The 23,595-nt window shown below is 60.0% G+C and carries 24 protein-coding genes and 1 tRNA gene; 3 read left to right on the forward strand and 22 right to left on the reverse strand.

Translation table 11 applies throughout. The features are described 5' to 3' along the window. The coding region (locus VEZ38_RS05370; protein WP_324892317.1) for a hypothetical protein at window positions 1–186 on the reverse strand (186 nt) is incomplete at its 3' end. A 148-nt stretch (window positions 187–334) separates the two neighbouring features. Between VEZ38_RS05370 and VEZ38_RS05375 the strand changes: the two genes are divergently transcribed. Next, window positions 335–1,159, forward strand: coding sequence for an AraC family transcriptional regulator (locus VEZ38_RS05375; RefSeq protein ID WP_324892318.1), 825 nt, complete (start codon window positions 335–337; stop codon window positions 1,157–1,159). A 43-nt stretch (window positions 1,160–1,202) separates the two neighbouring features. Here the strand turns inward: VEZ38_RS05375 and VEZ38_RS05380 are convergent, their stop codons facing one another. The 18 genes from VEZ38_RS05380 to VEZ38_RS05465 all read right to left on the reverse strand — a co-directional run bounded on the left by VEZ38_RS05380 (window position 1,203) and on the right by VEZ38_RS05465 (window position 19,054). Further along, the gene (locus tag VEZ38_RS05380) at window positions 1,203–1,970 is read right to left on the reverse strand and encodes a stalk domain-containing protein (protein ID WP_324892319.1); all 768 of its coding nucleotides are present in this window, start codon (window positions 1,968–1,970) and stop codon (window positions 1,203–1,205) included. Between the two features lie 127 nt (window positions 1,971–2,097). Further along, the gene (locus tag VEZ38_RS05385; protein ID WP_324892320.1) at window positions 2,098–2,658 is read right to left on the reverse strand and encodes a hypothetical protein; all 561 of its coding nucleotides are present in this window, start codon (window positions 2,656–2,658) and stop codon (window positions 2,098–2,100) included. A gap of 50 nt (window positions 2,659–2,708) precedes the next feature. Next, window positions 2,709–3,080: a hypothetical protein gene (locus VEZ38_RS05390; protein WP_324892321.1), complete on the reverse strand. Its 372-nt coding sequence runs from the start codon at window positions 3,078–3,080 to the stop codon at window positions 2,709–2,711. A 118-nt stretch (window positions 3,081–3,198) separates the two neighbouring features. Further along, the gene (locus VEZ38_RS05395; RefSeq protein WP_324892322.1) at window positions 3,199–4,203 is read right to left on the reverse strand and encodes an HD-GYP domain-containing protein; all 1,005 of its coding nucleotides are present in this window, start codon (window positions 4,201–4,203) and stop codon (window positions 3,199–3,201) included. Window positions 4,204–4,333: 130 nt separating this feature from the next. Beyond that, entirely contained in the window at window positions 4,334–4,618 is a 285-nt protein-coding gene (locus VEZ38_RS05400) for a hypothetical protein (protein ID WP_324892323.1), read from the reverse strand. 225 nt (window positions 4,619–4,843) lie between these two features. Continuing rightward, window positions 4,844–5,731: a carbohydrate ABC transporter permease gene (locus VEZ38_RS05405; RefSeq protein WP_324892324.1), complete on the reverse strand. Its 888-nt coding sequence runs from the start codon at window positions 5,729–5,731 to the stop codon at window positions 4,844–4,846. A 21-nt stretch (window positions 5,732–5,752) separates the two neighbouring features. Beyond that, window positions 5,753–6,652: an ABC transporter permease gene (locus VEZ38_RS05410; protein WP_324892325.1), complete on the reverse strand. Its 900-nt coding sequence runs from the start codon at window positions 6,650–6,652 to the stop codon at window positions 5,753–5,755. Window positions 6,653–6,724: 72 nt separating this feature from the next. Beyond that, complete coding sequence (locus VEZ38_RS05415; protein ID WP_324892326.1) at window positions 6,725–8,461, reverse strand: extracellular solute-binding protein; 1,737 nt, start codon at window positions 8,459–8,461, stop codon at window positions 6,725–6,727. Window positions 8,462–8,563: 102 nt separating this feature from the next. After that, window positions 8,564–10,207 carry a response regulator gene (locus VEZ38_RS05420; protein ID WP_324892327.1) on the reverse strand — a complete coding sequence of 548 codons (1,644 nt, stop codon included), beginning with the start codon at window positions 10,205–10,207 and terminating at the stop codon, window positions 8,564–8,566. Window positions 10,208–10,223: 16 nt separating this feature from the next. After that, window positions 10,224–11,978 (reverse strand): sensor histidine kinase, encoded by a 1,755-nt coding sequence (locus tag VEZ38_RS05425; RefSeq protein ID WP_324892328.1) that lies wholly within the window; start codon window positions 11,976–11,978, stop codon window positions 10,224–10,226. 264 nt (window positions 11,979–12,242) lie between these two features. Then, the gene (locus VEZ38_RS05430) at window positions 12,243–13,067 is read right to left on the reverse strand and encodes a phosphoenolpyruvate hydrolase family protein (protein ID WP_324892329.1); all 825 of its coding nucleotides are present in this window, start codon (window positions 13,065–13,067) and stop codon (window positions 12,243–12,245) included. Continuing rightward, window positions 13,064–14,302 carry a Tm-1-like ATP-binding domain-containing protein gene (locus VEZ38_RS05435; protein WP_324892330.1) on the reverse strand — a complete coding sequence of 413 codons (1,239 nt, stop codon included), beginning with the start codon at window positions 14,300–14,302 and terminating at the stop codon, window positions 13,064–13,066. Before VEZ38_RS05435 ends, VEZ38_RS05430 begins: the two co-directional genes overlap by 4 nt. A 38-nt stretch (window positions 14,303–14,340) precedes the next feature. Then, window positions 14,341–14,703, reverse strand: a complete 363-nt coding sequence (locus VEZ38_RS05440; RefSeq protein WP_324892331.1) for a cupin domain-containing protein — start codon at window positions 14,701–14,703, stop codon at window positions 14,341–14,343. A 33-nt stretch (window positions 14,704–14,736) separates the two neighbouring features. After that, on the reverse strand, window positions 14,737–15,603 hold the full coding sequence (locus VEZ38_RS05445) for a TIM barrel protein (protein ID WP_324892332.1): 867 nt from the start codon (window positions 15,601–15,603) through the stop codon (window positions 14,737–14,739). A 12-nt stretch (window positions 15,604–15,615) separates the two neighbouring features. Then, complete coding sequence (locus VEZ38_RS05450) at window positions 15,616–16,593, reverse strand: Gfo/Idh/MocA family oxidoreductase (protein ID WP_324892333.1); 978 nt, start codon at window positions 16,591–16,593, stop codon at window positions 15,616–15,618. 11 nt (window positions 16,594–16,604) lie between these two features. After that, window positions 16,605–17,369 (reverse strand): sugar phosphate isomerase/epimerase, encoded by a 765-nt coding sequence (locus VEZ38_RS05455; protein WP_324892334.1) that lies wholly within the window; start codon window positions 17,367–17,369, stop codon window positions 16,605–16,607. A gap of 5 nt (window positions 17,370–17,374) precedes the next feature. After that, window positions 17,375–18,355 carry a Gfo/Idh/MocA family oxidoreductase gene (locus VEZ38_RS05460; protein WP_324892335.1) on the reverse strand — a complete coding sequence of 327 codons (981 nt, stop codon included), beginning with the start codon at window positions 18,353–18,355 and terminating at the stop codon, window positions 17,375–17,377. A 135-nt stretch (window positions 18,356–18,490) separates the two neighbouring features. Further along, complete coding sequence (locus VEZ38_RS05465; RefSeq protein ID WP_324892336.1) at window positions 18,491–19,054, reverse strand: XRE family transcriptional regulator; 564 nt, start codon at window positions 19,052–19,054, stop codon at window positions 18,491–18,493. A 275-nt stretch (window positions 19,055–19,329) separates the two neighbouring features. Here VEZ38_RS05465 and VEZ38_RS05470 point away from each other — a divergent pair, with 275 nt between their 5' ends. Continuing rightward, on the forward strand, window positions 19,330–19,494 hold the full coding sequence (locus tag VEZ38_RS05470) for an aspartyl-phosphate phosphatase Spo0E family protein (protein WP_324892337.1): 165 nt from the start codon (window positions 19,330–19,332) through the stop codon (window positions 19,492–19,494). Window positions 19,495–19,672: 178 nt separating this feature from the next. Here the strand turns inward: VEZ38_RS05470 and VEZ38_RS05475 are convergent, their stop codons facing one another. The 3 genes from VEZ38_RS05475 to VEZ38_RS05485 all read right to left on the reverse strand — a co-directional run bounded on the left by VEZ38_RS05475 (window position 19,673) and on the right by VEZ38_RS05485 (window position 22,456). Beyond that, a complete protein-coding gene (locus VEZ38_RS05475; RefSeq protein ID WP_324892338.1) occupies window positions 19,673–20,551 on the reverse strand; it encodes an EamA family transporter in 879 nt (292 codons plus the stop codon). A 279-nt stretch (window positions 20,552–20,830) separates the two neighbouring features. Then, window positions 20,831–20,903 (reverse strand) — tRNA-Val (locus VEZ38_RS05480). A gap of 173 nt (window positions 20,904–21,076) precedes the next feature. After that, a complete protein-coding gene (locus tag VEZ38_RS05485) occupies window positions 21,077–22,456 on the reverse strand; it encodes a Na+/H+ antiporter NhaC family protein (protein ID WP_324892339.1) in 1,380 nt (459 codons plus the stop codon). A gap of 92 nt (window positions 22,457–22,548) precedes the next feature. On the opposite strand from VEZ38_RS05485, the gene VEZ38_RS05490 reads away from it, so the two are divergent. Continuing rightward, window positions 22,549–23,550 (forward strand): S-layer homology domain-containing protein, encoded by a 1,002-nt coding sequence (locus VEZ38_RS05490; RefSeq protein WP_324892340.1) that lies wholly within the window; start codon window positions 22,549–22,551, stop codon window positions 23,548–23,550. The last annotated feature ends 45 nt before the right edge of the window (window positions 23,551–23,595 follow it).

The following is a 23,595-nucleotide window of genomic DNA, read 5'->3' on the forward strand; positions in this document are numbered from 1 at the left end:
CGCAAAAGCGCCGGCCGCTTCCGCCTCCAGGCGCATCGCTCCGTCCCGCTCCGGCGTCAGCCGCAGCCGCAGGCCGCCGGGCAGCTCCTTCCCGGCGTCCCAAGAAACCCCTCCTTCGCCGATCTCCTCCCAGACATGCCCCCAGTTGCGGTTCCCGCTGCGAAGCTCGATCCCGTAATGCGCCATACGACCATCTCCCCCTATCGATTCTTGCTGTTTCGAATTCAGCCTTTCTCTATTATAATCATATATATCGCAAGCAGAGAGTCAGAAACCTGCTGCAATCCCTATCGGATCTTGCTATTGTTTTCAAATCTTCGCGCGGAGGAATGAGATGCGATACGAGGAAAGCTATACGCCCCCGCACGGCATGCTGCTGGCGGATCACTTCGTCGTCGATGCGGGTTACTACGGCTACCGCCACGAAGGCTCCAAGGATTGGCTGCTGCTGTATACGGTCGCGGGGCGGGGCCGTCTTCGGCTCGGCGACGAATGGACGTCGCTGCAACCGGGAGACGCGGCGTTGTATCCGCCGGGCGTCACGCAGCACTACGAAACCGCCGAAGGGGGCCCATGGAGCTTCTTATGGGCGCACTTCGTCCCGGAGCCGCATTGGGCCGCTTGGCTGCGGCTGCCCCGGACGGAAGGCGTCGCGATTCACCGCCTGGAGGAGGGGCTGCGCGACCGGTGCCGCGACGCGCTCCGCCGCTGCGTCGACGACGGCAAGAGCCCCGGCGGGGAGCGGCTCGAGCTCGCCATGATCGCCTTGTCGGAGGCGCTGGCGTTGCTCCGCCTCTCGCACGCGCGGCGCGCAAGCGAAATCGAGGACGAACGGATCGCGGACTTGCTCGAATATATGGCGCGGCATCTGCACGAGGAGCTTCCCTTGGAGAAGCTCGGCCGGGCGGCAGGACTGTCCGTGTCGCGCGTAAGCCACCTCTTTAAGGAGCGTACCGGGAGCACGATCATGCAGACGCTGCTCGATATGCGGCTGCGCAAGAGCTGCCGCCTGCTCGAGCTGACCTCCCTGCGCATCGCGGACGTCGCCGCCGACGTCGGCTTCCCGTCTCCCTTCTATTTCACGCGCAAATTCCGCGAGGCGTACGGAGAAAGTCCGTCGGCGTACCGCCGGCGCGTGCAAGGGAAGAAAGACGCATAAAAAAACAGGCCGCGACCGCGACCCGTTTTCCAACCCTGCAGCTTTATTGATAAAATTCGATATACCCGTAAAACACGTCGTACCCGTTCATCGCGACAGCGCGCCACTCCTCGGTCAACGTCCGCGCCTCGCCGAGCGTCGCCAAGAACGCCTCCGCATCCTTCTCTTGCTTGTGCTGACGGTACAGCTCGAGCGATGCCAGCGCCTTCTCGTACAGCTCCAGCGCGTCCGCGTAATACAGCGCGACCGCGCTCAAATCCGATTCGTAATCGTTCTCCAGCACTAAGTCATGATGGTAGAACGCATCGTCGGCATACACGTCGTAGATGTCTTTCACCTCGAGCAGCGACGCCTTCGCGTCCCGCACATGCGCGTCGACCTCGTACCCCGCCTTCACGCTGAGGAACGCTTGCTTCTGATCCTCCGCGTGGGCGAGGAGCCAGTCGCCGTAGTTTTGCAAATCCCGGTACTGATCCGCGATGCTGCCGTAAAACTGCATCCACAGCACCGCAATTTCTTCGGCGGTATAGCCGTCGCTTCCGCCGCCGAGCGAGACGTTCACCGTTTCGTTCGCGCCGTCCCACTCCACGGTCGCCCCGAGTTCGCGAAGCATATAGATCGGCACCATCGTGCGCCCTTTGTAGTTGATCGCCGGCACGTCGAGCGCCTGCAGCTCCTGCCCGCCGGACGTCACCTTCACGATCGGACTGCCCTCGAACGTGCCGTGCAGGCCCGCCGCGCTGACGACGCCCGCGAACAGCATCGATGCCGCGAGAACGGTGGCCAGCTTTGTTTTCATGGTCATTTTCATGTCGCATTCTCCCTTTTATGTACCTACGAATCTAGTAAAGACGATTCATTCTACCATATCGACAAATTTTGACAAGATGGGTGATAAAAAAACCGCCCGGACTCGTCCGGACGGAAGGCGAAACGCTTTATTCTTCTTCTGCGTCGGCGACGTCCCAGCGCGAGCGGTGCCGCTCCAGCTTCGGATGAATCGACGCCGGCGGCTCGGTCAGCACAAGGCGCAGCTTCGCGATCCACTCGTCGAAGGAGGCGTACGACGCGAAAGCGTTCGCGTTGTCCGGCGACAGCAGCAGAAACAGCGGCGCCGCATACGTGTCCGCGAGGTGACGCAGCGCGGCCTCCATCGGCGTGTATTTTTTACGCTTGCCCTCCCACGTCTCGACCGTCGCCAGCCCTTCGCCGCGTTCGTGCCGCCATTCGAACAACCGTTCCTCCCGCTTGTAATACGGTGCGACCGAGCTGCCGCGCCCTTGCATCCGCTTGATCGTTTCCTCGTGGAGCGGGTACAGCACCAGCTTCGCGAACGTTCGCCGCCGCGCGAGCGCCGCCGCCTGATCCAGCGCCTCGCCGAGCGCCGCTTCGTCCTCCTGCGCGAACGCGTCATAGTAAATCAACGTGCCCCGAGCCGCTTGCGCGCCGTTCTCCTTCGCCCGGAAGCCGTACGGCACCGTTTGCGCGTTCCGATCCATGCGCATCCCCCTTTCGGTTCACCCACCAGTATGCCCGGAAGGGAATCGCGTTACGCCCCGAGCAGCTTCCTTGCGATTTCGTCGAAAATGTCCTTCAGCTCGCCATGCACGTCCGCGATGCTCGCCTCCAGCGCGGCGTCCCCGCCGGTCTCGCGGGGCGTCGTCCGCATGCCTTGCAGCGCGTCGAAGGCGGCGGCGTACAGCTTCGCCGGCGGCAGCTCCGTCGGAACGGCCGGATCCGGTCCGTCGAACCGGCAGGCCAACCGGCGCACGAGTCCGGCCTGGAACGCGCCGCGCCGCGCGTCGACCGCGACGATCAAGAGCAGATCGGCGTCCGGCAGCGGGACGAAGACGGCCTCCTTCTCGGCTGCGGCCCGGTTAAAGCCCCGTCGAATCGCATTTCTCGTATCCTTGTCCAACATCGTCGCCTCATCCTCCCTAGCATTCTAGTAAATTCTTACTACCTATATGCAAGGGAAAGAAAAACGATGCCGGAACCCGGCATCGTACATCGGCGAATCGCTACCTTCCGCCGTTCGTTCACACGGCGCTGGGCGCAGTCACGCCGGGCCGCTCGCCCCGCTCCGCCGCCAGCTTGCCGGATCGGGTCAGCACGCGCAGGAACGCGTCGGCGACGTCTTTGTCGAACTGCGTGCCGCTGTGCCGACGCAGCTCCTCGGCCGCCGTCTCCGTCGCCAGCTTCTGGCGGTACGACCGATTCGTCGTCATCGCGTCGAAGGCGTCGGCCGCCGCGAGAATGCGCGCGCCGAGCGGAATCGCGTCGCCCTTCAACCCGAGCGGATAGCCTCTGCCGTCCACGCGTTCATGGTGGTGGCGCACCATGTCGGTAATGCCCAGCTCCTGAAGACGCGCGATGTTTTTCACGATCTCGTAGCCCGCTTCCGGGTGCTGCTTCATAATCTCGTATTCCTCTTCGGTCAGCCGCGATTCTTTGCCGAGAATATGCTCCGGCGTACCGATCTTGCCGATATCGTGGATGAGACCGGCCAAATAGATCGCCTCCGTCTGCTCGCCCGGCAGCTTCAGCTCGGCTGCGATGCTTCTCGCGTACGACGCGACGTTGCGAGAATGGAAGGCCGTATACGGATCGCGCGTATCGATGCTCTTGGCGAACGACAGCATCGTATCCATGAACAGCTCCTCGTATTGCCGATGCCGGGCGAAGTGACGCTGCGATACCGCGGACACCCGCCTCGCGAGGCAGGCGATGGCGAGGAACGCCGCCGCGGGAATCGCGGATTCCGTCTCCCAGCCGGAGACGGCCGCGATCAGCGCGCACAGCGCCGCGTTCGCGAGGGCGAAGCCCGCGGCCGGCACCCGTACCAACCCGATGTAGATGGCGGGAATCGCAAAAAGCGCGAGCAGCGCCGGGTCCGGGCGCAGCACATTGATCGCGGCGGCCGCCGCCGACGCGGCCGCGAAAGCGATCCAAAACCAAGAGGCCCGCTTCGGCAGGGACACCGGACAAAATTGCGGTTCCTTCATGCAGGCCTTCAACGGGGCCTGATCCTCCCTCTCCTCCATCGCGGTACTCCCTCTCTATTTAAAATATTACTAATTATATGAAATAAACCCAGTATGCGCTAGACGCTTAGGCAAGTTTTACCGAACGAAACATCCGCGGCGCTGCGACCGCGGATGTCCCGACTTCCGATTATGCCGCTTCTCCGGCGGCCCGGTTAACCGCGGAGCGGTGCTTCCATACGAAGGCGATCGCTTCCTGCGCGGATAAGGGCGTCTCCCCTTCGTCGCAATACGTCTCGCCTTTGCCGTGAACGGTGAAGGCGCCGTCCTCGTACCGCATGAGGGTCCAGATGCCGCCCCGTTCGCGATCCGCGAATACGAAATACCGCTTGCCGCCCGTCTCGTCCCAAGCCGACAACTCCTCGAACCGCTCCAAAAACAACTCCGCATCCTTCTTGCTGCGTATTTGCGCCATCCGTACGCCTCCCCGATCCTAGTATCTTTTCCTCTACCATTGTACCGAATCGAGAGGGACGTTGTCGAAGGTTTAAGGCATTAATTTCCACCCGTCATGAACCGAAAAAACCTCCCCCCTGCCGCCGACATTCGGCGCATGGGAGAGGTTAACGTTTATAACGTCGAGGCGGCGAACCGTCGACACCGTTCTATCCCGAAGCCGCGCGGCGGATTGTCCGCGGCGTCACTCCTTCACGCTCCCGAGCACGATGCCGGTCATAAAGTAGCGCTGCAAGAACGGATAAATGACGAGAATCGGCAGCGCGCCGAGGAAAATTTGCGCGGAGCGCAGCGCGCGGTCGTTCAGCTTGCTCATGGCTTCGAGCTGCGCGGGGTCGGTGATCGACGACAGGTCGAAACGGATGATGATCGTCTGCAGGTAGCTGGACAGCGGGTAATTCTCCGGGTTGTTCATGTAAATCAATCCGTTGAACCATTCGTTCCAATGGCCGACCGTCGCGAACAACGTAACGGTCGCCTGCGCCGGCAACGAAAGCGGAATCATGATCCGCCATAGAATGGACCAGTGGCCGGCGCCGTCGATGAAGGCCGCTTCCGACAGCTCCTTGGGCAAATTGCGAAAGAAATTGAGCAGCAGCACGACGTTGAAGACCGGGACGGCCCCGGGCAGGACGAGCGCCCAAATCGAATTGAGCAGTCCCAGCTCTTTGACGAGCACGTACGAAGGAATCAACCCGCCGCTGAACAACATCGTAAAGACGAATACCCACACGTACGGCGTACGGAATCGGAACTGCGAAACCTCGCGGGAGAGCGGATACGCCGTTAAGATCGTCAGCAGAAAATTCAACCCCACGCCGAGCAGCACCCGCTCCACGGAAACAAGCATGGACGCTTGAAACACTTGGTTGTTCGCGATGTGTTGATAAGCGTAGACGGTAAATTCCACGGGGAAAAAGGTCACGAGCCCTTCTTCGATGGCGCCCTTCGAGCTGAACGAGATCGCCAGCACGTTGACGAGCGGCAGTACGCAAATGACGGACAAGAAGGACAAAAACATATAATTGAAGCCGGTGAACATCGCGCGGCCGGCCGTCTTTTGTTCTACCATGGCGTTCCCCTTCCCTTGGCGTCAGAAGATTCGATAATTCGCGTAACGATACGCAAGGACATAGGACAACGAAATCGCGCATAACGAGATGACGGACTTAAACAATCCGACCGCGGTGGCCACGCCGAACTGGCCGTTGCCGAGGCCGATGCGATAGACGTACGTGTCGATAATATCCCCGGTATCGTAAACGGAAGGGCTGTACAGGTTAAAGATTTGATCGAAGCCGGCGTTCAAGATTTGTCCCAAACTTAGCGTCGTCAGCAACACGATGATCGGCATCATGCCGGGAAGCGTGACGTTCAGCGTCTGCTTCCAGCGGCTGGCGCCGTCGATGACCGCCGCCTCGTACAAGGTGGGACTGATGCCCGTCAAGGCGGCCAGATACACGATCGTATTAAAGCCGAACTCCTTCCAGACGTCCGATCCGACCATGACGAATGGAAACCATTTGGCATTGCCGAGAAAGAAGATGCGTTCGAAGCCGAGCCAGGCGAGAAAGTCGTTCACGATGCCCGTGGTCGGCGACAGCACTTCGATCAGAATGCCGGACAGGATGACCCAAGACAAGAAATTGGGCAAATAAATCATCGTCTGCACCGTCCGCTTGAACAGCTGCTTGCGCAGCTCGTTCAGCAGCAACGCCGTAATGATCGGCGCGATCAATCCCGCGATAATTTTCATCACCGCGATGAACACCGTATTGCGAATGACCTTCATCGTCTCCGGCAGGCCGTATACGTAACGGAAATTGTCGAGGCCCGCCCAATCGGAGCCGAACATGCCCTTGCCGATGTTGAAATTTTGGAACGCGATGACGAGGCCGACCATCGGTCCGTACGCGAAAATCAAGACAAAGATCAGCCCCGGCAAAATCATTAGGTGCAACGGGAGCTCCAGCTTCCAGCTGTTTCGGTTCATCGCCTATCCTCCTATGCCGTAAGCCGAATATATAGGAGGGGATAGAGGAACGCCCCTATCCCCTCCTCTTCTTTATTGGACTTGACCGGTGGCGTTGACTTCCTCGAGGATATCGTTGCCGCCTTGCTCATGCCATTGCTTCACGAACTCGTCGAAGTGCTCGATCGGCTTCGCGCCCATGATGATGTCGGTGAACGCCTTCACCTCGAGGTCGCGAAGCGCCGGGCCTCTCGAAAGCATCGTCGGCGTCGGAGCGCCCGCATAGGCGGTCATGATGATCCGCTTGCCCTGTTTATATTTGCCGAGCGTCGCGAATACGCCGTTCTCGTCCCACAGCTTATGCGCGACCCATTGCGTTCTGTCTCCGTTCCGGAAATCCGTGACTTGCTTGTAGTACTGCTTCGCTTCTTCGTCCAAGCCCGCGTCGCTGCCGGCCTTCAGCGCATCCATCAACTGGTAGTGGTAGTTTTGGTTCCGGTCCGGCGTACTTGCGTAGATCGGCGCCAACGTATGAATTTGGTAGTTTTCTTCGCCTTGCTTGATGGTGTGGTATTTGCCCGGATCCTTCAAATCGCCGGTCAGGCGGTCCGTCGCGTAGTTCATAATTTTCAAGAGCGCTTCCGGATGCTTCGAATCCTTCGCTACGACCATGAAGCGGGACGGTACGCTCGTGCTCTTCACGACCGCAGGCGATCCGTCGACGCTAGGCACCTCGTATACGCCCCAATCGACTTCCGGATTTTCGTTGTGCATATTGTTGATCGGCCACGTCGGCACCCAGAACGCGCCGTACGTCATGCCTACCTTGTGGGAGGTCAGCTGCTCGCCGGCCACGCCGCCGTCCTGTACGCTGAATTCAGGATGAATCGCGCCTTCCTTGAACAAGCGGGCCAACGCTTCGAGCGCCGTCTTCATCTCCGGCTGCGTATCGGCCAACACGGCTTTGCCCGAGGCGTCTTTCAAGAACACCAAGTTCGTGCCCGAGCCGTTGGCGGGGTTGTAGCCGTAAGCGCCGTATCCGTTCAAGAAGCCGTCGATGGCCGCGAAGCCGTCGTACAAGTTCTTCGACAAGAGCAAGCCGTACGTATCGTCCTTCCCGTTGCCGTCCGGGTCTTCTTTCGCGAAGGCGATCGCAAGATCGATGAACTCGTCCATCGTCTTCGGCGCCGTCCGTCCGAGCTTCTTCATCCAATCTTCCCGGATGTACAGCATATGCGCATCGTCCTGATTGCCGCCGTCAAGCGCGATGCCGAGCAGCTTTCCGTTGACCGTGCCGGCCTTGCGCTTCGCGCTGTCAGGCGCGAGCGACGCTTTGACGATGTCGTTGCCGTATTGATCTACGATCTCCGTCAAATCCGCAAGCTGCCCCGCCTGGGCGAGCGTCTGGAACTGCTGCATATCGACCTCGAAGAAATCCGGCAAATCGCCCGATACCATCGTGACCGTAATTTTGCTCGCGTACTGTTGACTGTTTACGACCCACTCGTTTTTCAAGTTGATGCCGAGCTCCGAAGCGAACTCGCGGTACCAAACGTTGTCGTCGAGCGTCTGATCCGGCAAAAACTTCGTGTTCGGCGTCTGCTTGCGAACGGTCGTCACGTCGATCGGCGGATCGTATTTCCCGGCCGTCCCCTCCGGCACGGCCGGCGTCGAAGGCTTCGACTCCGCGGGCGCTTCGTTGTTCGTCTCCGCCGGCCGATCGCTCGCGTCCGGTTCGGTAGTGGCGGCGTTCTCGCTGCAAGCGGTTGCAAGGAGCATCGCCGAAAGCAGCGTCACCGCGACTGCGACTTTCGTTTTCTTACGTACCATAAATATTTTCCTCCCCTTTGTGCGTTAGGTTTATCCTACATCTTCATTATGGAACCCGGGACGCACGGCGGAAATATGAACTATATATAAACCCTTACCCTTTCATATCCTCTTTAGAGAATCCCTGTACTCCTGCGGCGTCAACTTCGTGATCTTCTTGAAAAATCGGGTAAAGTACGGCGCGGAATCGTACCCGATACATTTTCCGACCTCATGGACTTTCATTTGGGTTTCCCCGAGCAGCTTCATCGCTTTGTTGATGCGCGTTTCGGTAATGTAGTCGCTGATGCTGACGCCCGTCTTGGCTTTATACAGCCGGGAAATATAAAACGGGGTCAAAAACGCGATTTCCGACAACCGATTCAGCGATAAATCGCCGTCGATGTTTTTCTCGACGTATTCGTGAATCAGCCGAACGACGTCGTTCGTCTCCTGCTCGACCTCCTCGTCCGACGATTCGAAGATCCACTCGGCCAGTCGGCGGAAAAACTCGGTCACTTCCCCCCAGGTGCTGTGCTCGCGGATCGAAAGCAGCTTGCTGACGTTCATCCGCTCCGACAGCGTCGGGAACAGCTCCAAGCGGTTAATATGCGAGATGAAGATGGCGGTCAATTCGTAAAAAATTTCCAGCGACAAGCCGGCGTGCAGCGCCTCCTGCTCGCCGACCGCCTCCATCACTTGCGCGAAGTGTTCGAAGAACGCTTCCTTCTCCTTCTGCGCCATATACCGGTCGAGCAGCCGCACCCGGATGACGCGCGAGCGGACCTGCTCCCGATCCCCGGTGAACATACGCTCGTCGGACAAGAGCATTTCGCTCCCGAGCCCGAGACCGCGCTCGAACAGGAGCGAAAGCCGGTCGAATTTCAGCGACAACTGCTCCCAGGCATACGACTCGCTCGAGACGACGAAGGAGCATACGAGCTTTAAGTATTGCTTGCACGCGTTTTGCACCGCTTCCATCGTGCCGAGCACGAAGGGAAACAGCCCTTTCCCGGCCGCTTCGGGACGAACGGACGCCATATCGGCCGCCGGCTGCAGCAGCCAAATCATTCGATCGCGGTCGGTCGTCAGATGAACGAGCGAGAAATGCTTCGCGAAAAATTCCTCCATAATGTTCGCTACGGAATACAAAAACAGCGATTTATCGTCGCCGCTCATATCGGCCCGCCACTCGTCGATCCGCCCCATGACGACGATGACCGGAGCCTCGGCGTCGAGCGGTATGCTCAACTCCCGGAACCGAGCCTTACGCTGCTTCTCGGCGACGTCCTCCCCATGCAGCAGCGACGATAAAAACTCCTTCTGCAGCGCGGGCAGCGCCTTCTCCATCTGCGCCCTCGTGTTGCGAATGAGCTGCTCATACGTAAGCTCCTCGTTCAGCTTGCCGATCGCTTTCTCCACCGCATGCACGATCGGCGCGTCGCCTTCCGTCTTCAGCACGAAATCGACCGCGCCGCTTCGCGTCGCTTCTTGAATATAGTCAAAGTCGTTGTACCCGGTCAGGAAAATGATTTTGCAGCGCGGCCACAGACGAAGCGCCTCCTTCTGGAGTTCGATGCCGTTCATCTCCGGCATCTCGATATCGGTTAAGATGATATCCATCCGCAGCCCCTTCGCCTTCTCGAGCGCTTCGCTCCCGTCGTACGCTTGATGGATTTCCAGCTCGAGGTGCTTGGTTTGCTGAAACAACTCGACGAGCCCTTCGACGATGATCGGCTCGTCGTCGACGATTAACATGCGAAACATGAAAACTCTCCTCTCGTTACGATCGGTTTTCCTTCATCGGAAGACGCAGCGTCACCCGCAGGCCCCCAAGATCGCCTCGCTCCACGATGACCCCGGCGTCGCCGCCGAAGCGGATTTGCAGCCGTCGATGGACGTTCAGCAATCCGGTATACTCCATCTCGTTGCCCTGCAATCGCAAGCTGCTCGCGAGCTTCGCAAGCTGCTCGTCGGTCAGCTGACCGCCGTCGTCCTCGACCGAGATGAGCAGCTCGCCGCCCTCGATGCGAATGCGCACCGCGATCAACCCGCTCTTCCTTCTCGCCTCGAGCCCGTGTTTGTAGGCGTTCTCGATAATCGGCTGCAGGATGAGCCGGGGAACGAACAAGCCCCCGACCTCCTTCGGCAGAGGCTCGAATTCCACGCGAATGCGGCCGTTGAATCGGATGCTTTGGATTTCGGCGTACGTTTGCGAATGCCGCACTTCCATCTCGAGCGGCACCTCTTCCGAGCCGTTCCTCGTTATGTATTGGAAGTACTCGCCCAAGTATTGGCTGAAATGGGCGATACTCTCGTTATCGTTGAGCTTGGCCAGCCGGTACAAAATAAAATAAGTATTATATAGAAAATGAGGGTTAATTTGGGCTTGCAACTGCTTTAACTCCGAGCTTTGCGCGCGCAGCCGCTGTTCGTATTCCTGATGAATCAACACGTCCAGCTTCTCCATCATCATGTTGAAGCGTTGGAACAAATACAAAAATTCGTCGTCGGGCTTCGGCAGCCGCACCGGCGACAGCTGGCCGTGCTCCGCCTTGCGGAACGCCGACGTCAGCGTCTGCAGCGGCTTATGGATCAGCCGATAGATCCAATAGGAATAAGCGATAATGACGACGAAGCTAAGCAACGATAACGCCCATAGCAGGCTGCTGTACATTTGAATCGGTCCGAGCATCTGATCCATCGGGATATACGCAACGAGATAGTGGTCCATCGTATGCGAATAGTTATAAGCGATGTAATATTGCTTTCCGCCCTGCGTCAAGCGCTCGGCGCCTTCGTAAATTTCTGCTTCGTACTTCTGCTGCAGCATCGGCTCCAACAGCGCCAGCATCTCGGGGTCGCTTCGGTCGGACAATCTCGCGTCGTGCTCCATGTAGACGAGCGCCACGCCCGATTGCTCGTGCACCTCGAACGTCGAGAGCGTCCGCTCCAGCGCCTGCATATCGAGCTCGACGAACAGGATGAAGCCCGGGGGAACGCGCACCGTCTCGATGCCGGGATGCGCGATCGCCAAAAACATACGCTGCTGCCAATAAAAAAATCCCCTTCCGCCGCCCGACGCGAGCGAGCGCAGCGCCTCGAAGTCCGGGCTCAGCTCGGAGCTGATCGCCGCCAAGCTCGAGAGCGAGCGGTTGAGCGTCAAAATATGCACGCCGGCCTCCTTCGCGTAGATGCTGGAGCGGGTCAGCTGCTCCAGCTTCGACTGCACGCGGTTGATCGTGCCCGTGAATTCCGACAGCGACATCGTCTCGTGCAAGTAGGTCAGATGCTGAATGTCCTTGTCGAGCAAATACTGCTCCAGCAAGCTGACCATATGTTGGTTCTCTACCTCGAGATGATCCGAGTAGAAATCGACCTTGGCGCTGAGCGATTTCGACAGCTCGTCGAGCAGCCGGGCTTCCCCCAGCTTATTCATAAGCAAGGCGATGCCGTACAGCGGCGCGACCAACAGCGTGAACGCAAGGAACAGCTTCGGGAATATCGTCAATCTCCAACGCTTGGGTGCCGAAGACATCGTCGCTCCGCTCCTCCCCCTTGAATTCGCTTACAATCTATTTCCCACTTAAGTTCGGCCGGGAGCCGAACGCCTCATGGACCTTGGCGCATGCGCGCAGGTCCTGGGTAGGATGCGGTGTATTTCGGGTTTTGCCTCAATATATCACGGGAGCCGACGCTTGAATATAGGAACCTAATGAAGTAGATATGAAGGGGAAAGGGATGACAAGGAAAGGAAAGATTATAAAAAAACCGACGGAGGCGCTCCGTCGGTTCGTTTCGACTATTGCACTCGCTTGAACGCCGCCACTTGCTCCGTAATCGCGACTTCCGTCGGCAGCCGCTCGACACTCGACGCGCCGAAAAACCCGGCGATGCCGTTCGTGCGCCGCAGCACGTACTCCACGTCTTCGGGTTCGGAGATCGGCCCGCCGTGACAGATGACGATGATGTCTGGGTTGATCGACTTGCCCGCGTCGTGGATGCGCTGCACGAGCGCCGCCGATTCGTCCAGCGTCAGCGCCGTCTTCGCGCCGATCGTTCCCTTCGTCGTAAGGCCGACATGCGCGACGAGTACGTCCGCTCCCGCCCGCGCCATCGCGGCCGCTTGCGCTTCGTCGAACACGTACGGCGTCGTCAGCATGCCGAGCTCGTGCGCCTCGCGAATCATCTCGACCTCCAGATCGTATCCCATGCCCGTCTCCTCGAGATTCGCGCGGAATACGCCGTCGATTAAGCCTACGGTCGGAAAGTTTTGCACCCCCGAGAAGCCCATGTCCAGTAACTGCTTCAAATACGGTCGCATGAGCCGGAACGGGTCCGTGCCGCATACCCCCGCCAGCACGGGCGTATCCTTGACGATCGGCAGCACCTCGCCGCCCATCTCGACGACGATCCGGTTCGCGTCGCCGTACGGCATCAGCCCCGCGAGCGAGCCGCGGCCCGCCATCCGATACCGTCCCGAGTTGTAAATAATGATTAAATCCGGCCCGCCCGCCTCGGCGCACTTCGCCGACAGCCCCGTGCCCGCGCCGGCGCCGACGAGCGGCTTGCCCTCGGCGATCTGCGCGCGCAGCCGGCGCAGCGCTTCTTCTCTTGCGATCGTCATGCCGTCGCTCCTCTCCTCGTGCCTTCCAGCCGCTCCAAGAGCTGCTCCGCGATAAGCGTCGCCGTCGCCGGATCGTTGATGTCGCCGTCGACCTCGAGGAACGGAATGTCGCTCCGCAGATGCCGCTTGATGCCGTCGTACAACGCTTGCCGCTCCTCCGCCCCGTCGAAAGCGAACGTCGGCCGGTCGAGCAGCGAGACGCCGCCCTTCGGAAAGACGACGACCGGCGCGACGCGGCAGCGGTTCAGCTTCTCCGCAAGCCGCTTGCCGAGCTCCGCGTTCTCCTCGACCGTCGTGCGCATCAGCGTCGTCGTCGGGTTATGCTGGTAAAACTTCCGCCCCTTGAACCGCTCCGGCACTGTATCGGGCGGTCCGAAGTTGACCATGTCGAGCGCTCCGACCGACACGACCTGCGGGATGCCCGCGTCCGCCGCCGCCTCGAGGCGCGTCGGACCCGCGCTGAAGATGCCGCCGACGAGCTCGTCGGCCAGCTCGGTCGTCGTCACGTCGGCAACGCCTTGAATATACCCCGCGCGGATCAGCTCCTCCATCGCAAGGCCGCCGGCGCCCGTCGCATGGAAGACGAGCAGGTCGTAGCCCCGCGCTTCGAGCAGCTCCCGCACGACGTTGCAGCAAGGCGTCGTGACGCCGAACATCGTCATGCCGAGCGTCGGCTTCTCGGCCGCCGCCGCCGGCTCCTTCGCCTTCTCCAAGATCATGCCGCCGAGCGCGTACGCCGCGTTCGCCAAGATGCGGCTGGACAGCTTATTGAGGCCCGCGATATCGACGACGGAATGCATCATGACGACGTCCTTCACGCCGACGTACGGACGCGTATTGCCCGAAGCGACCGTCGAGACGAGCAGCTTCGGCACGCCGATCGGCGCCGCTTGCATCGCGGCCGCGCCGACGGTCGTGCCGGCAGTGCCGCCCATGCCGAACACGCCGCCGACGACGCCTTCCGCGAGCAGCCGCTCCATCACGACCGAGACGCCCTTCGTCATCGCGGCGACGGCGGCGCCGCGGTCGTTCGCCTCGCGCAGCGCCTCTAACGAGGTGCCGCCTGCTTGCGCCACCTCGCCGCTGCCGATATCCGGCGGGAACGCCGGGTCGCCGAGCACGCCGACGTCGACGACGAGCGTCTCCACGCCCATGCCCTCCAGCTTCGACTTCACGAACCCGAATTCCACGCCCTTGGTGTCCAACGCTCCGATGAGAATCGCTTTGCCGGCCATGCGAACCTCTCCCTTTTCAAGAAAATATGGACCTCAGGCTACTCCCCGATCGTCTGCCGATCCGGCGCGGAGTATGCGATGATCATGCGGCACGGCTCCCAGCTCGTCACCTTCGCGTTATGCGGCACGCCCCGCGGAATGCGGAGCATCATGCCGGGCTCCAGATGGAACGTCTCGTCGCCGAGCGTATGGTCGCACGAGCCGGATAACACGAAGATAACCTCCTCGCAGTTCGGGTGAAGATGGCGCGGATTTTCCGTCCCCGCGTTGATATACACCATGCCGAACGTCATCTCGCACGCCGGATCGATTTCCTTGCCGCACAGCCATTGAATCTTGCCCCAGTCCATATCGAGCACGCGCCCGGAATTCGGTTCCCGCAAATCCGTAATCGTCGCCATGATTGGAAACACTCCTCTTCTGAAAATGACCCGCTACCGCACCCCGGGAATGCGCTCCCGGAGAAAATCCAAGTTCCGCTTATGCAAATCGCGATAGTCGTACCCGTCCTTCAAAGCCCCGTGCGAAGGGTTCAAGCAGATGACGGGCGAACGTCCGTCTTCGACGAGCCTTGCCGTCATGTCGACGACCGGCCACGACGCGTCCTCGAGCGAGCTGCTCCACTGAAGCGTCTTGCCGTCTTCCCCGGCCATGCCGCCCTTCAAATGGTAGTACCCTATTAAAGGGGCCAGTTCCCGGTAGACGTCCATCGTCGGGAACGTCCCCATCACCCACAGGTTTTGCACGTCGTACGTGAACGTCACGCCGTCCTTACGCTCGAGCGCGTCGAAAAAATCGATAATTTCCCGAGGCTTCGATAGGATGCAGTTATGCACTTCGTTTTCGATCGTCGCGCGGTGTCCCGCCGCCCGGATTCGGTCGATCGCCTCTCGATACAACGCGAGGAGCCAAGGGTACCGCTCTGCGATATATGCCACGCTGTCCGGGACGCTCGCCCGCTCCGCGAATCGAGCGCTTAACAGGCGTACGACCTTCGGCTTGAACCGATTCGCGGCTTCGATCAGCCGATCGACCTGCCCCAGATGGCTTTCCCGGAAATGCGCCTCGCCCTTCTCGAGATCGTCGAAAAATAAGCCCGACGACAAGCAATACACCAACAGCCCTCTAGAGCGAATCGCTTCGACGGCGGCTCCGGCTTCGTTCTCGTCCAAGTCGAGGAACGACTTGCCGAAGACGGCGCCCCTTAGGTCGAGCTGCTCGATGCCCCAAGCTTTCTGGATATCGAGCGAGGTCGGAAAGTCGGCATGGACGATGTCGTTCAAAATCGTGACCGTTGCCAAATCCGCCCCTCCTTATAAAGCCTCGTATTGCACTTTCACCACCCGGCCCGTCGCGGCCGAATCGCGGATCGCCTCGTACAGTACCACGCTCTTATAGCTTTCGTAGACGTTCGACCGCGTCGTTCGTCCTTCCCGGACCGCTTGGAAGAAGTCGACGAGCTCGGCCAGATGGCCGGTTTCGTTGCCGCTGTCGCCGGCGCTGATGAACGTCGGCGGCTCCCTCCACTCGACGCCGCGCTCGTTCTCGGAGATACGCCAAGCGGACGAGTTGTGAATCGTCATGAAGTTGCCGCCGCGAATCGTAATTTCCACTTCCTCGGTCGGCAGGGCGAACGTACGACCGCAGTTAAAGTTCAGGGAGCCGACGGCGCCGTTCGCGAATTTCACGCTGACCGCGTACGCATCTTTGCCCTTGGAGAAACAAAACACTTCGGACGCGTCCCCGAACAGGTAAGACACCAGGTCGATCATATGGATCGTGAAATCGTGCAGGAAATCCCGGCGGAGCGAGTCGTTCGAATACTGCGCGGAGCAATAGTCGGCCGAGATCGAATACAGGTCGCTCGGGTCGAACTTCGCGATCCACTCCTTCGCCCGGTTGTTCGCCACGTTATACCGCTTCTTGAAGGCGATGCTGCACAGCCGCCCGGTTTCCTTCGAGACTCGAGCCATCTCGAGCGCCTGCGCCGCGGTCGGCGCCGGCGGCTTCTCGGTGTACACCGGGTAGCCGCGCTTCATCATATCGATAGCCAGCTCGTAGTGCTGCTGCGGACCGATGCAAACGATAACGGCGTCCGGCCGCTCCGCCTCCAGCATCTCCACGTAATTCGTGTACGGCTTCCCGCCGAACAGACGCGTATTCCGGACCGCTCGCTCCTCGTCCAGGTCGCACGCGGCAACGAGCCTCGCGCCGGCGGCGCCGATATACGGGTAAATGCGTCTCGTGGACAGTTGTCCGGCCCCGATCATGCACACGCGGAGCTCCCCCATGACCTTACCCCCTAAATCATGACTCCGTGCCGACGAAGAAAACCGACCGACGCCTCGAACGCTTCCCGGACCGGAACGCCTTTCGATTCCTCGTCCACGATGAGCCAATCCTTGTAATCCCATGCCCGAAGCTTCGCGAGCACCGCCGGCAAGTCGAGCGTTCCCGTGCCGATCGGGCAAAAGGCGCCGTCCGCGGTAACGTCCTTCAAATGAACGTTATTCACGAAGGCGCGGTAATGCTCGAGCGTGCCGGCCAGGTCCTTCACGCCGCCCTTCGCGGCGTGCGCCGTGTCGAACGTCAAACCGCAATATTGCGGGTCGATATGTTCGAACAACGCGGCGATGTCTTCCACGGTTTCGACGATCGTATCCGCATGGTTATGCAGCGAGATGACGGCGCCCGCTTCCACGGCCCGCTTGCCCAGCTCGTTCAGCACGTTCGCGATGCCGCGGACGCCTTCCGCGTCGACGTGCTCCCGCCGAATGCCCGCGCAGATGCAAAGCTGCTCGCCGCCGATGCCCTTCACGAATTCGAGATATCTCGGCAGCTTCTCCAGCCAGGTCCGGTACTCGTGCCCCGGATAGACGATCGCGCCCCCGCGCCCGAGCGGTGCCAATTCTCCGTACGCGGCTCGGAACCGCTCCGGTTCGATCCCGAGCGGATCGTATTGGTGCGGCTTCACCTGCACGCCTTCGAAGCCCATCGCCGCCGCGAGCCGAAAAATTTCCTCGTTATCCCCTTCCTCGAACGACGGTCGGGAAATGCCGATGCGCATCCGCCTCAATCCTCCAAGAAGACGACTTGCTTCGTCTCCGACGATAGTTTAATCGCTTCGTACAGCTGAGAGGAATGGGCCGTCTCCTCGACGTTCGATACCGGGAGGCGGCCTTCCCGGATCGCGGCGACGAATTCGTTCAGCTCGCCGGCGAAGCCTTGCTCTACCGTCGAGTGCGAGCCCCCGGTCGAGAAGTCCGGCTTATGCGCCGCGAACGGCACGCCGTCCTTGAACGCCGTCATCTCGACGGAATTGTCGATCTCGACGATCGTGCTGTCGCTCGTGATCAGCGTCACGAGCTCGGTCTTGCGCGGCCCGTTCACGCGGTCGGTGAGCGTCATATTGCCGACGGCGCCGTTCCGGAACTGAAGCGACACCGAATAGGTGGAGGGTTCCTTCTTCACGGCGTAAACGCTTTCCACTTTCCCGAAGAAATAATTGCAAAGGTCGATCGGATGTACGGCCGATTCCAACAAATATTGCGTCAGAGGGTCGTCGGTCGCCGTATAATTGCCCGTCGTGCGGATGAAGGACATAATTTCCGGCTTGCCGTAAGCGGGATCGTCGAGGATCGCCTTCGCTTTCCGGTAGGCGGGCGCGAATCGCTTCTTCATTCCCGTCATGCAAATCTTCCCCGTCTCCTTCATCACCGCGACCACTTGCTTCGCTTGCGCGTACGACATCGCCGGGGGCTTCTCGGTATAAACGTGATAGCCAAGCCGCATCAGTTCCATTCCGAGCTTCGCGTGATGATCCGGCCCGATGACGATCAGAACGCCGTCCGGGCGCTGCTCCTCCAGCATCAATCGGTAATCGTCGTACGAATGCTCGATGCCGAATTTGCGCGCGACCGTCCGCGCGCGTTCGAGGTCGAGGTCGCAATTCGCCGCCACATAAGCGTCTTTCAAAAATTGAAAGCTCGGGTACACGTTCCAGCTCGCATGTCTTCCGGCGCCAATAATGCAAAGCTTCAGCAGGTCGGACAAGTCGGACCCTCCCATAAACCATATTTTGTTGTTGCCAACTTTAATATAGTTCAAGTAGGTTGAACCGTCAATCGAAAAAAAGCGGCCGTCGGGCGCCCGCTCCGCGCGCCGTTTGCCGTTTTTCGTTCGTCTTCCCTATGCCTTATGGCGATTCGCGGACGCCTCCGTGAAGACGGCCAAATACTTGACCTCGTCCGAGACGACGGCCAGCGTGTGCTCCTCCAAAGAATTGAAATACAAGGAATCTCCGGCGCGCAGCGTATATTCGATCGCTCCGACCCGATACCGCATCTCGCCTTCCAGCACGAAGATGAATTCCTCTCCCTCGTGGGACAGCAAGCTGCCGCCGACCTCGTCCTTGCGGGCCGTGAACAAATACGGCTGCATCGCTTTGTCGCTGCGTGACGTCGCGAAGGCGAAGAAGGAATATCCCTTATCCGTCTTAATCCATCGTTCGGGATCGCGTTTCTCCGCGTCCGCGTTGTATACCGTGCTCGCATGATGATCCGGCTCGAGCAAGTCCGATACTTTCAGGCCGAGCGCGTTCGCGATTTTCATGAGCGTCGCGACGGGCGGCGTCGTTTGGCCGTTCTCGATTTTCGACAGCAGGCTTACCGTGAACCCGCAGCGGCTTGCGATTTCGTCTTGGGTTCGCTTCTGCTGCTTCCGGTGGAGACGAATCCGTTTCCCTAGTTCCATGGGGTCCTCCGTTCGAGGGTATGTCGTCGTATTCAATATAGTAGAATCTCGACAAAAAATCCACCTTCCTCCGAATACCGCCTCGACCGGTGTTTTCCTTTCTCTTGTCCTAACGCGCGTAATCCCACGCCGCTTACGCCGACACGAAAAGAGATTTCGACAAAACCACAGCATGTCTAGTCAAAATCCAACAATTCGCGCGCGCGAACTTTCATTTACAAAACAGTCCACAAAGGGTAAACTGTTTCCAGTTTATCGAAACGGAGGGATCCATCGTGGGTATCGCAGAGAAAGTCGAATTTTTGCGCCACATCATGGTCTCTACCGCGGAGAAGCACGGGTTTAACTTGCAAAACCCCGAAGTCCTCGCGGCCTCGAGAGAGCTGGATCAAGCGATCCTGCTGGCGATGCGGGTGCAGCCGAAATATGCTGCCAGCTAACTATTAGAAAGCAATCGGATATCCGTTACATATTGCATCATTTTCTTCGTGCGACTCGATCGACTTCTTGCAACGGGTAACTATGTTCACGCTTTACAAGCCCGAATAGGCGTGCTTTCCTAGCAGCGGAATTGCTAGAAGAGCACGCCTTTTTCCGAATTTCAGCCGAACCTCCCTGCTACCCCAAAGCTTCGAGCATCAGGATCCCCGCCATCGTGAGCGCCATGCCGGCGATCTCCAACCGTTGAAACGAAATCTTTAGAAAGAATCGGGAGTACGCGAGTATCAGCAGGACGTTCAAAGCGAGCACCGCCGAGACGAGGCCTGTCACCCCGCGTTCGAAAGCTTCGAAGAGCAGTATCATCCCGATCGCGTTCGTGAGACCGACCGTCATGCCCCACAGGAAAACCTTCCTCTCGCCCCATGGCCTTCGATTCCCCCGCTCGGTCGGGTCGTGCGAGCGCTCCGCTTTTCGGCGTTCGACCCGCCAGCTCCATCCGAATAAAGCCGAGCCGGTCAGGAACATAAAGAATAAGGTCGGGAACGTGTCGGCGCCGGACAAGGTCGATTGTTTGCCGGCCAGGTCGTTCATCGCAAAGAAAAACAAGGCGAGAAGCCCCCAGTGCGCTCCTTGCAAGTTTTTCAAGGAAATGTCGTTCGAGTACCGGATCATGACGATACTCGCGAGGATAACGCAGAACGCGGCCAACTGCCACGGCGTCAACGTCTCCCCCCAGAACACGTAAGCGAGCGCAGCGACGAGTACGGCCGGCAGACTGGTCAATATCGCGATGATCGAAGCTTTCCCGACCGCGAACCCTTTGTACAAGCTCGCATTCGCCGCATAAGAGAACGCCCCCATGCCGACGCCGATGAACGCGGACGGAGACCAGACTTGCGCCGTCGCGACGCTTAACGCGGCGGAGACGACGAGACCCGTAAAAAATACGCCGCACAGCATGAGATTGCGATCTAATCCTTGCTGGGACGTCCAGTGATACAAAATGCCGCGCAATCCGAAGCTGACCGCCGCAAGCAATGCAAACGCCATCCACATAAAAACCAAAACTCCTGTCCACATGTTTCTTACGCAAAGATGTCGGTCAAAAATTTAATAATAACGGCAGTTCGCGGCGGCGGCAAGCCTTTTTTCGAAATGAGAGGCAAACCTCTGTATGGCCGACGCCGAATGACGGCATACCTGCGTCGCGCCCGCCACCGGATCCGCAGGGAGATGGATTCGCTTCGCAAAAAATCCCCGCCAGCTTAGTTCGCCGGCGGGGATCCATGTCCGTACAAAACAAAAACCCTTGATTCACAAGGGTTTTTTGCGTAATGACCTGTAGTGGGCTCGAACCACTGACCCCCACCCTGTCAAGATGGTGCTCTCCCAGCTGAGCTAACAGGTCTCATATTCAGCGTCGCTGTTTTTTCGCGGCGACAAGTAAGATAATAACACGGTCCGAAGGGACATGTCAACACGTATCTAAAAAAAATTCCGCCCACGAATCCGTCAAGCGGACGAACTATCGGCGTGTCCGCTTGACGTTCCAGAGTTTCGGCCCCTGCCGTCGTCATTCGTTCAACGGCCCATTGCGCTCCCGCCGACTTGCTCCTCCTGACGACGCGAGCCACTCCAAGCGCTCCAGCCTACCGTGAGCAGCGGCGGCACCCACAGAAAAAGCGCGTATGGCGCATACCGCTCCGCTCCTACGCCGAGAATCGTGCCGCACAGCACCGCGATCATATTCCAGGGCACGAGCGCGGCGAGCAGCAGGCTGGTATCGGCGGTCACCCGAGCCAGGTGCTCGCGCGGGAACCGCTCGACCCAGACGGCGCTTAAGCTCCTTGCCGTCATCATAATCGGGAGCGTCTGCGTGCAGGAGACGAGGCTTAGGCCAAGGCCGAACAAGCCCGTACGCGCGGTGGCGCCGGCAAGCGTCGGCTTCGCGCCGAGCACCCGCGCGGCGATCGGCCGTACGAGCCCGGCGTTCTCCATGATGCCGTTGTACGCCCCCGCGAGCGCGATCAGCGCCACGAGCTCAATCATGGCGGCGAGCCCCTTCCCGTGCGCTGCCGCGGACGTTCCCGCGCCGCTACCGCCCGGCTCCGCATAGCCGTGCCACAGCCAGCCGATCCATTCTTGAACCGTTCCCCCTTGTACATATGCGCCGACCGCCACCCCCGATACGATGCCTACGACGAAGGCGTGCCGCGTCCGCAGTCGTACCAAAATACAAATCAGGAGCAGCGCCGGCGGGACCGCCAACAGCCAGTGCTCATCGCCGCCGCCGGAGTAGGCGACTCCGACGCCGGCCTCGCCGCCGCGCCCCCACGCGCCGATCCGGTCGAAGGCGGCGAAGACGGCCAGCGCCAGCGCAAAACCCGCGTACGTCGTCGGACGAAGCAGCCGGAACAGCGCGCGCTCCGGCACGCCGGCCGACGAAGCGACAAGCTGATGCGCGCTCGAGAACGGCGACGTCCGATCGCCGACGAAGGCGCCCGAGACGAGCGCGCCCGCCATGAGCGGCAGCGGCACGCCGAGATGCGCCGCGATCCCCATGAGCGGAATGCCGACCGCGCTCAGCGTTCCTGTCGACGTCCCCAGCACCATCGCGATCGCCGACGCGAACGCGAAGCCGAACGTGACGATCCACGCCGGATCGAGCAGGGAGAGCCCCGCCGCCACCAAGTATTCGACGACGCCGCCGGCCGTCCAAGCCGGAATCAGCAGACCGACCAGCAGTAAAATCCAAACGACTTCCTTCGTATGCGCCACGCCTTCTCGCATCATGCGCCCCAGCGCCGCCCAGCCGGGGACCGCGCGGGAGCGGAGCGCGCCCGCCATCAACGCCGCGAGCCCCAAGCTAAAACCGGCCGCCAGCGGCAGCTCCGCCGCATAGGCCGCGCCGAGTCCCGCCGCCGTTATGCCGACAATTCCCGTCATCCGCCATAAACCCATGTTGAAATTCTCCTCGTTCTGCAACAACCTTCGCCGCAGCGCCGTTTAGTAATCAGGATATCCGATAACATCCCGAGAGAAAGGTGAAACCTATGAAAATGAAACCACTCATCGCTTCCGCGCTCGCCGCGACGCTGCTCATCGGCACGGGCGCCTCCGCTCTCGCGTTCGACGACCTCGACGGCGTCGCCCAGCGCGAAAACATTATGGAACTGAAGGAACGCGGCGTCGTTACCGGCGTCGGAAACGGCAAATTCGCCCCGCACGAGCGGATGACCGCTCAAACCGCGATTCCGCTGATCGTCAAGGGCATCGGGCTCAACCTCGATCGGTTCCGGTTCATGAAGCCTCCGGTCGCCAGCGATTACTTTACGAAAATCGCCGACGACGCCTGGTATGCCGAAGCGTTCGTTATCGCGCACATGAACGGACTGCCGATCGATACCGACATCGACCCGGCTGCTCCCGTCTCCCGCGAACAATTCGCGCAATGGCTGGTGCGCGCCGTGTTCACTACCGGAGATTACCCGATGATCAAGATGCTGATCATCGTCGGCGACGAGGACCGCATCTCCGAAGGATACGCAGGCGACATCCAAGCGGCGCTCCTGCTCCGCATCGCCGAGCTCGACAAGGAAGGCAACTTCCGCCCGCAGGAGACGGTGACGCGCGCGGAAGCCGCCGTCATGGTCCGCAACGCGATTCGCTTGATCGAGGATCGGCAGCGGGAGCTGGAAAACCAACCCCCGGCGTCCGACCCGGTGACGACCGGCGAAGTGACGGCTTCCGCCGAAGCGGTGAACGAGGACATCCGAAAAATTACGCTCAGCTGGGGCGAAAAGCCGCATGCCGGCTGGTCGATCCGTATCGAAGGGATCGACTTCGTCGACTCGGACTCGGCCGTCGTCCGCTACAGTCTTTACTCTCCGGATCCGACCGCGCTGTACGCGCAGGTCATCACGGAACCGAAAGCGACGACGTACGTGCCTATGCAATACGCCGACGTACAATATCGGCTCGTCGCCCGATTCGGCGGGGAACCGACGGAGCCGAACGTCCAAAAAGAACCCGAGTCCGTTCCGCTCGAATCCTAAGGCCAGACCTGCAACATTCCGATTCGGAGCTTCGTTAAAAAGTGC

Source organism: Paenibacillus sp. (assembly GCF_035645235.1).
In the GTDB taxonomy this organism is placed as follows: domain Bacteria; phylum Bacillota; class Bacilli; order Paenibacillales; family YIM-B00363; genus Paenibacillus_AE.

Excerpts from the sequence above, each read along its gene's own strand:
- VEZ38_RS05375 (WP_324892318.1), top strand. The coding sequence starts at position 335 with ATGCGATACGAGGAAAGCTATACGCCCCCGCACGGCATGCTGCTGGCG.
- VEZ38_RS05380 (WP_324892319.1), bottom strand. The coding sequence starts at position 1,970 with ATGAAAATGACCATGAAAACAAAGCTGGCCACCGTTCTCGCGGCATCG.
- VEZ38_RS05385 (WP_324892320.1), bottom strand. The coding sequence starts at position 2,658 with ATGGATCGGAACGCGCAAACGGTGCCGTACGGCTTCCGGGCGAAGGAG.
- VEZ38_RS05390 (WP_324892321.1), bottom strand. The coding sequence starts at position 3,080 with ATGTTGGACAAGGATACGAGAAATGCGATTCGACGGGGCTTTAACCGG.
- VEZ38_RS05395 (WP_324892322.1), bottom strand. The coding sequence starts at position 4,203 with ATGGAGGAGAGGGAGGATCAGGCCCCGTTGAAGGCCTGCATGAAGGAA.
- VEZ38_RS05400 (WP_324892323.1), bottom strand. The coding sequence starts at position 4,618 with ATGGCGCAAATACGCAGCAAGAAGGATGCGGAGTTGTTTTTGGAGCGG.
- VEZ38_RS05405 (WP_324892324.1), bottom strand. The coding sequence starts at position 5,731 with ATGGTAGAACAAAAGACGGCCGGCCGCGCGATGTTCACCGGCTTCAAT.
- VEZ38_RS05410 (WP_324892325.1), bottom strand. The coding sequence starts at position 6,652 with ATGAACCGAAACAGCTGGAAGCTGGAGCTCCCGTTGCACCTAATGATT.
- VEZ38_RS05415 (WP_324892326.1), bottom strand. The coding sequence starts at position 8,461 with ATGGTACGTAAGAAAACGAAAGTCGCAGTCGCGGTGACGCTGCTTTCG.
- VEZ38_RS05420 (WP_324892327.1), bottom strand. The coding sequence starts at position 10,207 with ATGTTTCGCATGTTAATCGTCGACGACGAGCCGATCATCGTCGAAGGG.
- VEZ38_RS05425 (WP_324892328.1), bottom strand. The coding sequence starts at position 11,978 with ATGTCTTCGGCACCCAAGCGTTGGAGATTGACGATATTCCCGAAGCTG.
- VEZ38_RS05430 (WP_324892329.1), bottom strand. The coding sequence starts at position 13,067 with ATGACGATCGCAAGAGAAGAAGCGCTGCGCCGGCTGCGCGCGCAGATC.
- VEZ38_RS05435 (WP_324892330.1), bottom strand. The coding sequence starts at position 14,302 with ATGGCCGGCAAAGCGATTCTCATCGGAGCGTTGGACACCAAGGGCGTG.
- VEZ38_RS05440 (WP_324892331.1), bottom strand. The coding sequence starts at position 14,703 with ATGGCGACGATTACGGATTTGCGGGAACCGAATTCCGGGCGCGTGCTC.
- VEZ38_RS05450 (WP_324892333.1), bottom strand. The coding sequence starts at position 16,593 with ATGGGGGAGCTCCGCGTGTGCATGATCGGGGCCGGACAACTGTCCACG.
- VEZ38_RS05455 (WP_324892334.1), bottom strand. The coding sequence starts at position 17,369 with ATGCGCATCGGCATTTCCCGACCGTCGTTCGAGGAAGGGGATAACGAG.
- VEZ38_RS05465 (WP_324892336.1), bottom strand. The coding sequence starts at position 19,054 with ATGGAACTAGGGAAACGGATTCGTCTCCACCGGAAGCAGCAGAAGCGA.
- VEZ38_RS05475 (WP_324892338.1), bottom strand. The coding sequence starts at position 20,551 with ATGTGGATGGCGTTTGCATTGCTTGCGGCGGTCAGCTTCGGATTGCGC.
- VEZ38_RS05485 (WP_324892339.1), bottom strand. The coding sequence starts at position 22,456 with ATGGGTTTATGGCGGATGACGGGAATTGTCGGCATAACGGCGGCGGGA.
- VEZ38_RS05490 (WP_324892340.1), top strand. The coding sequence starts at position 22,549 with ATGAAAATGAAACCACTCATCGCTTCCGCGCTCGCCGCGACGCTGCTC.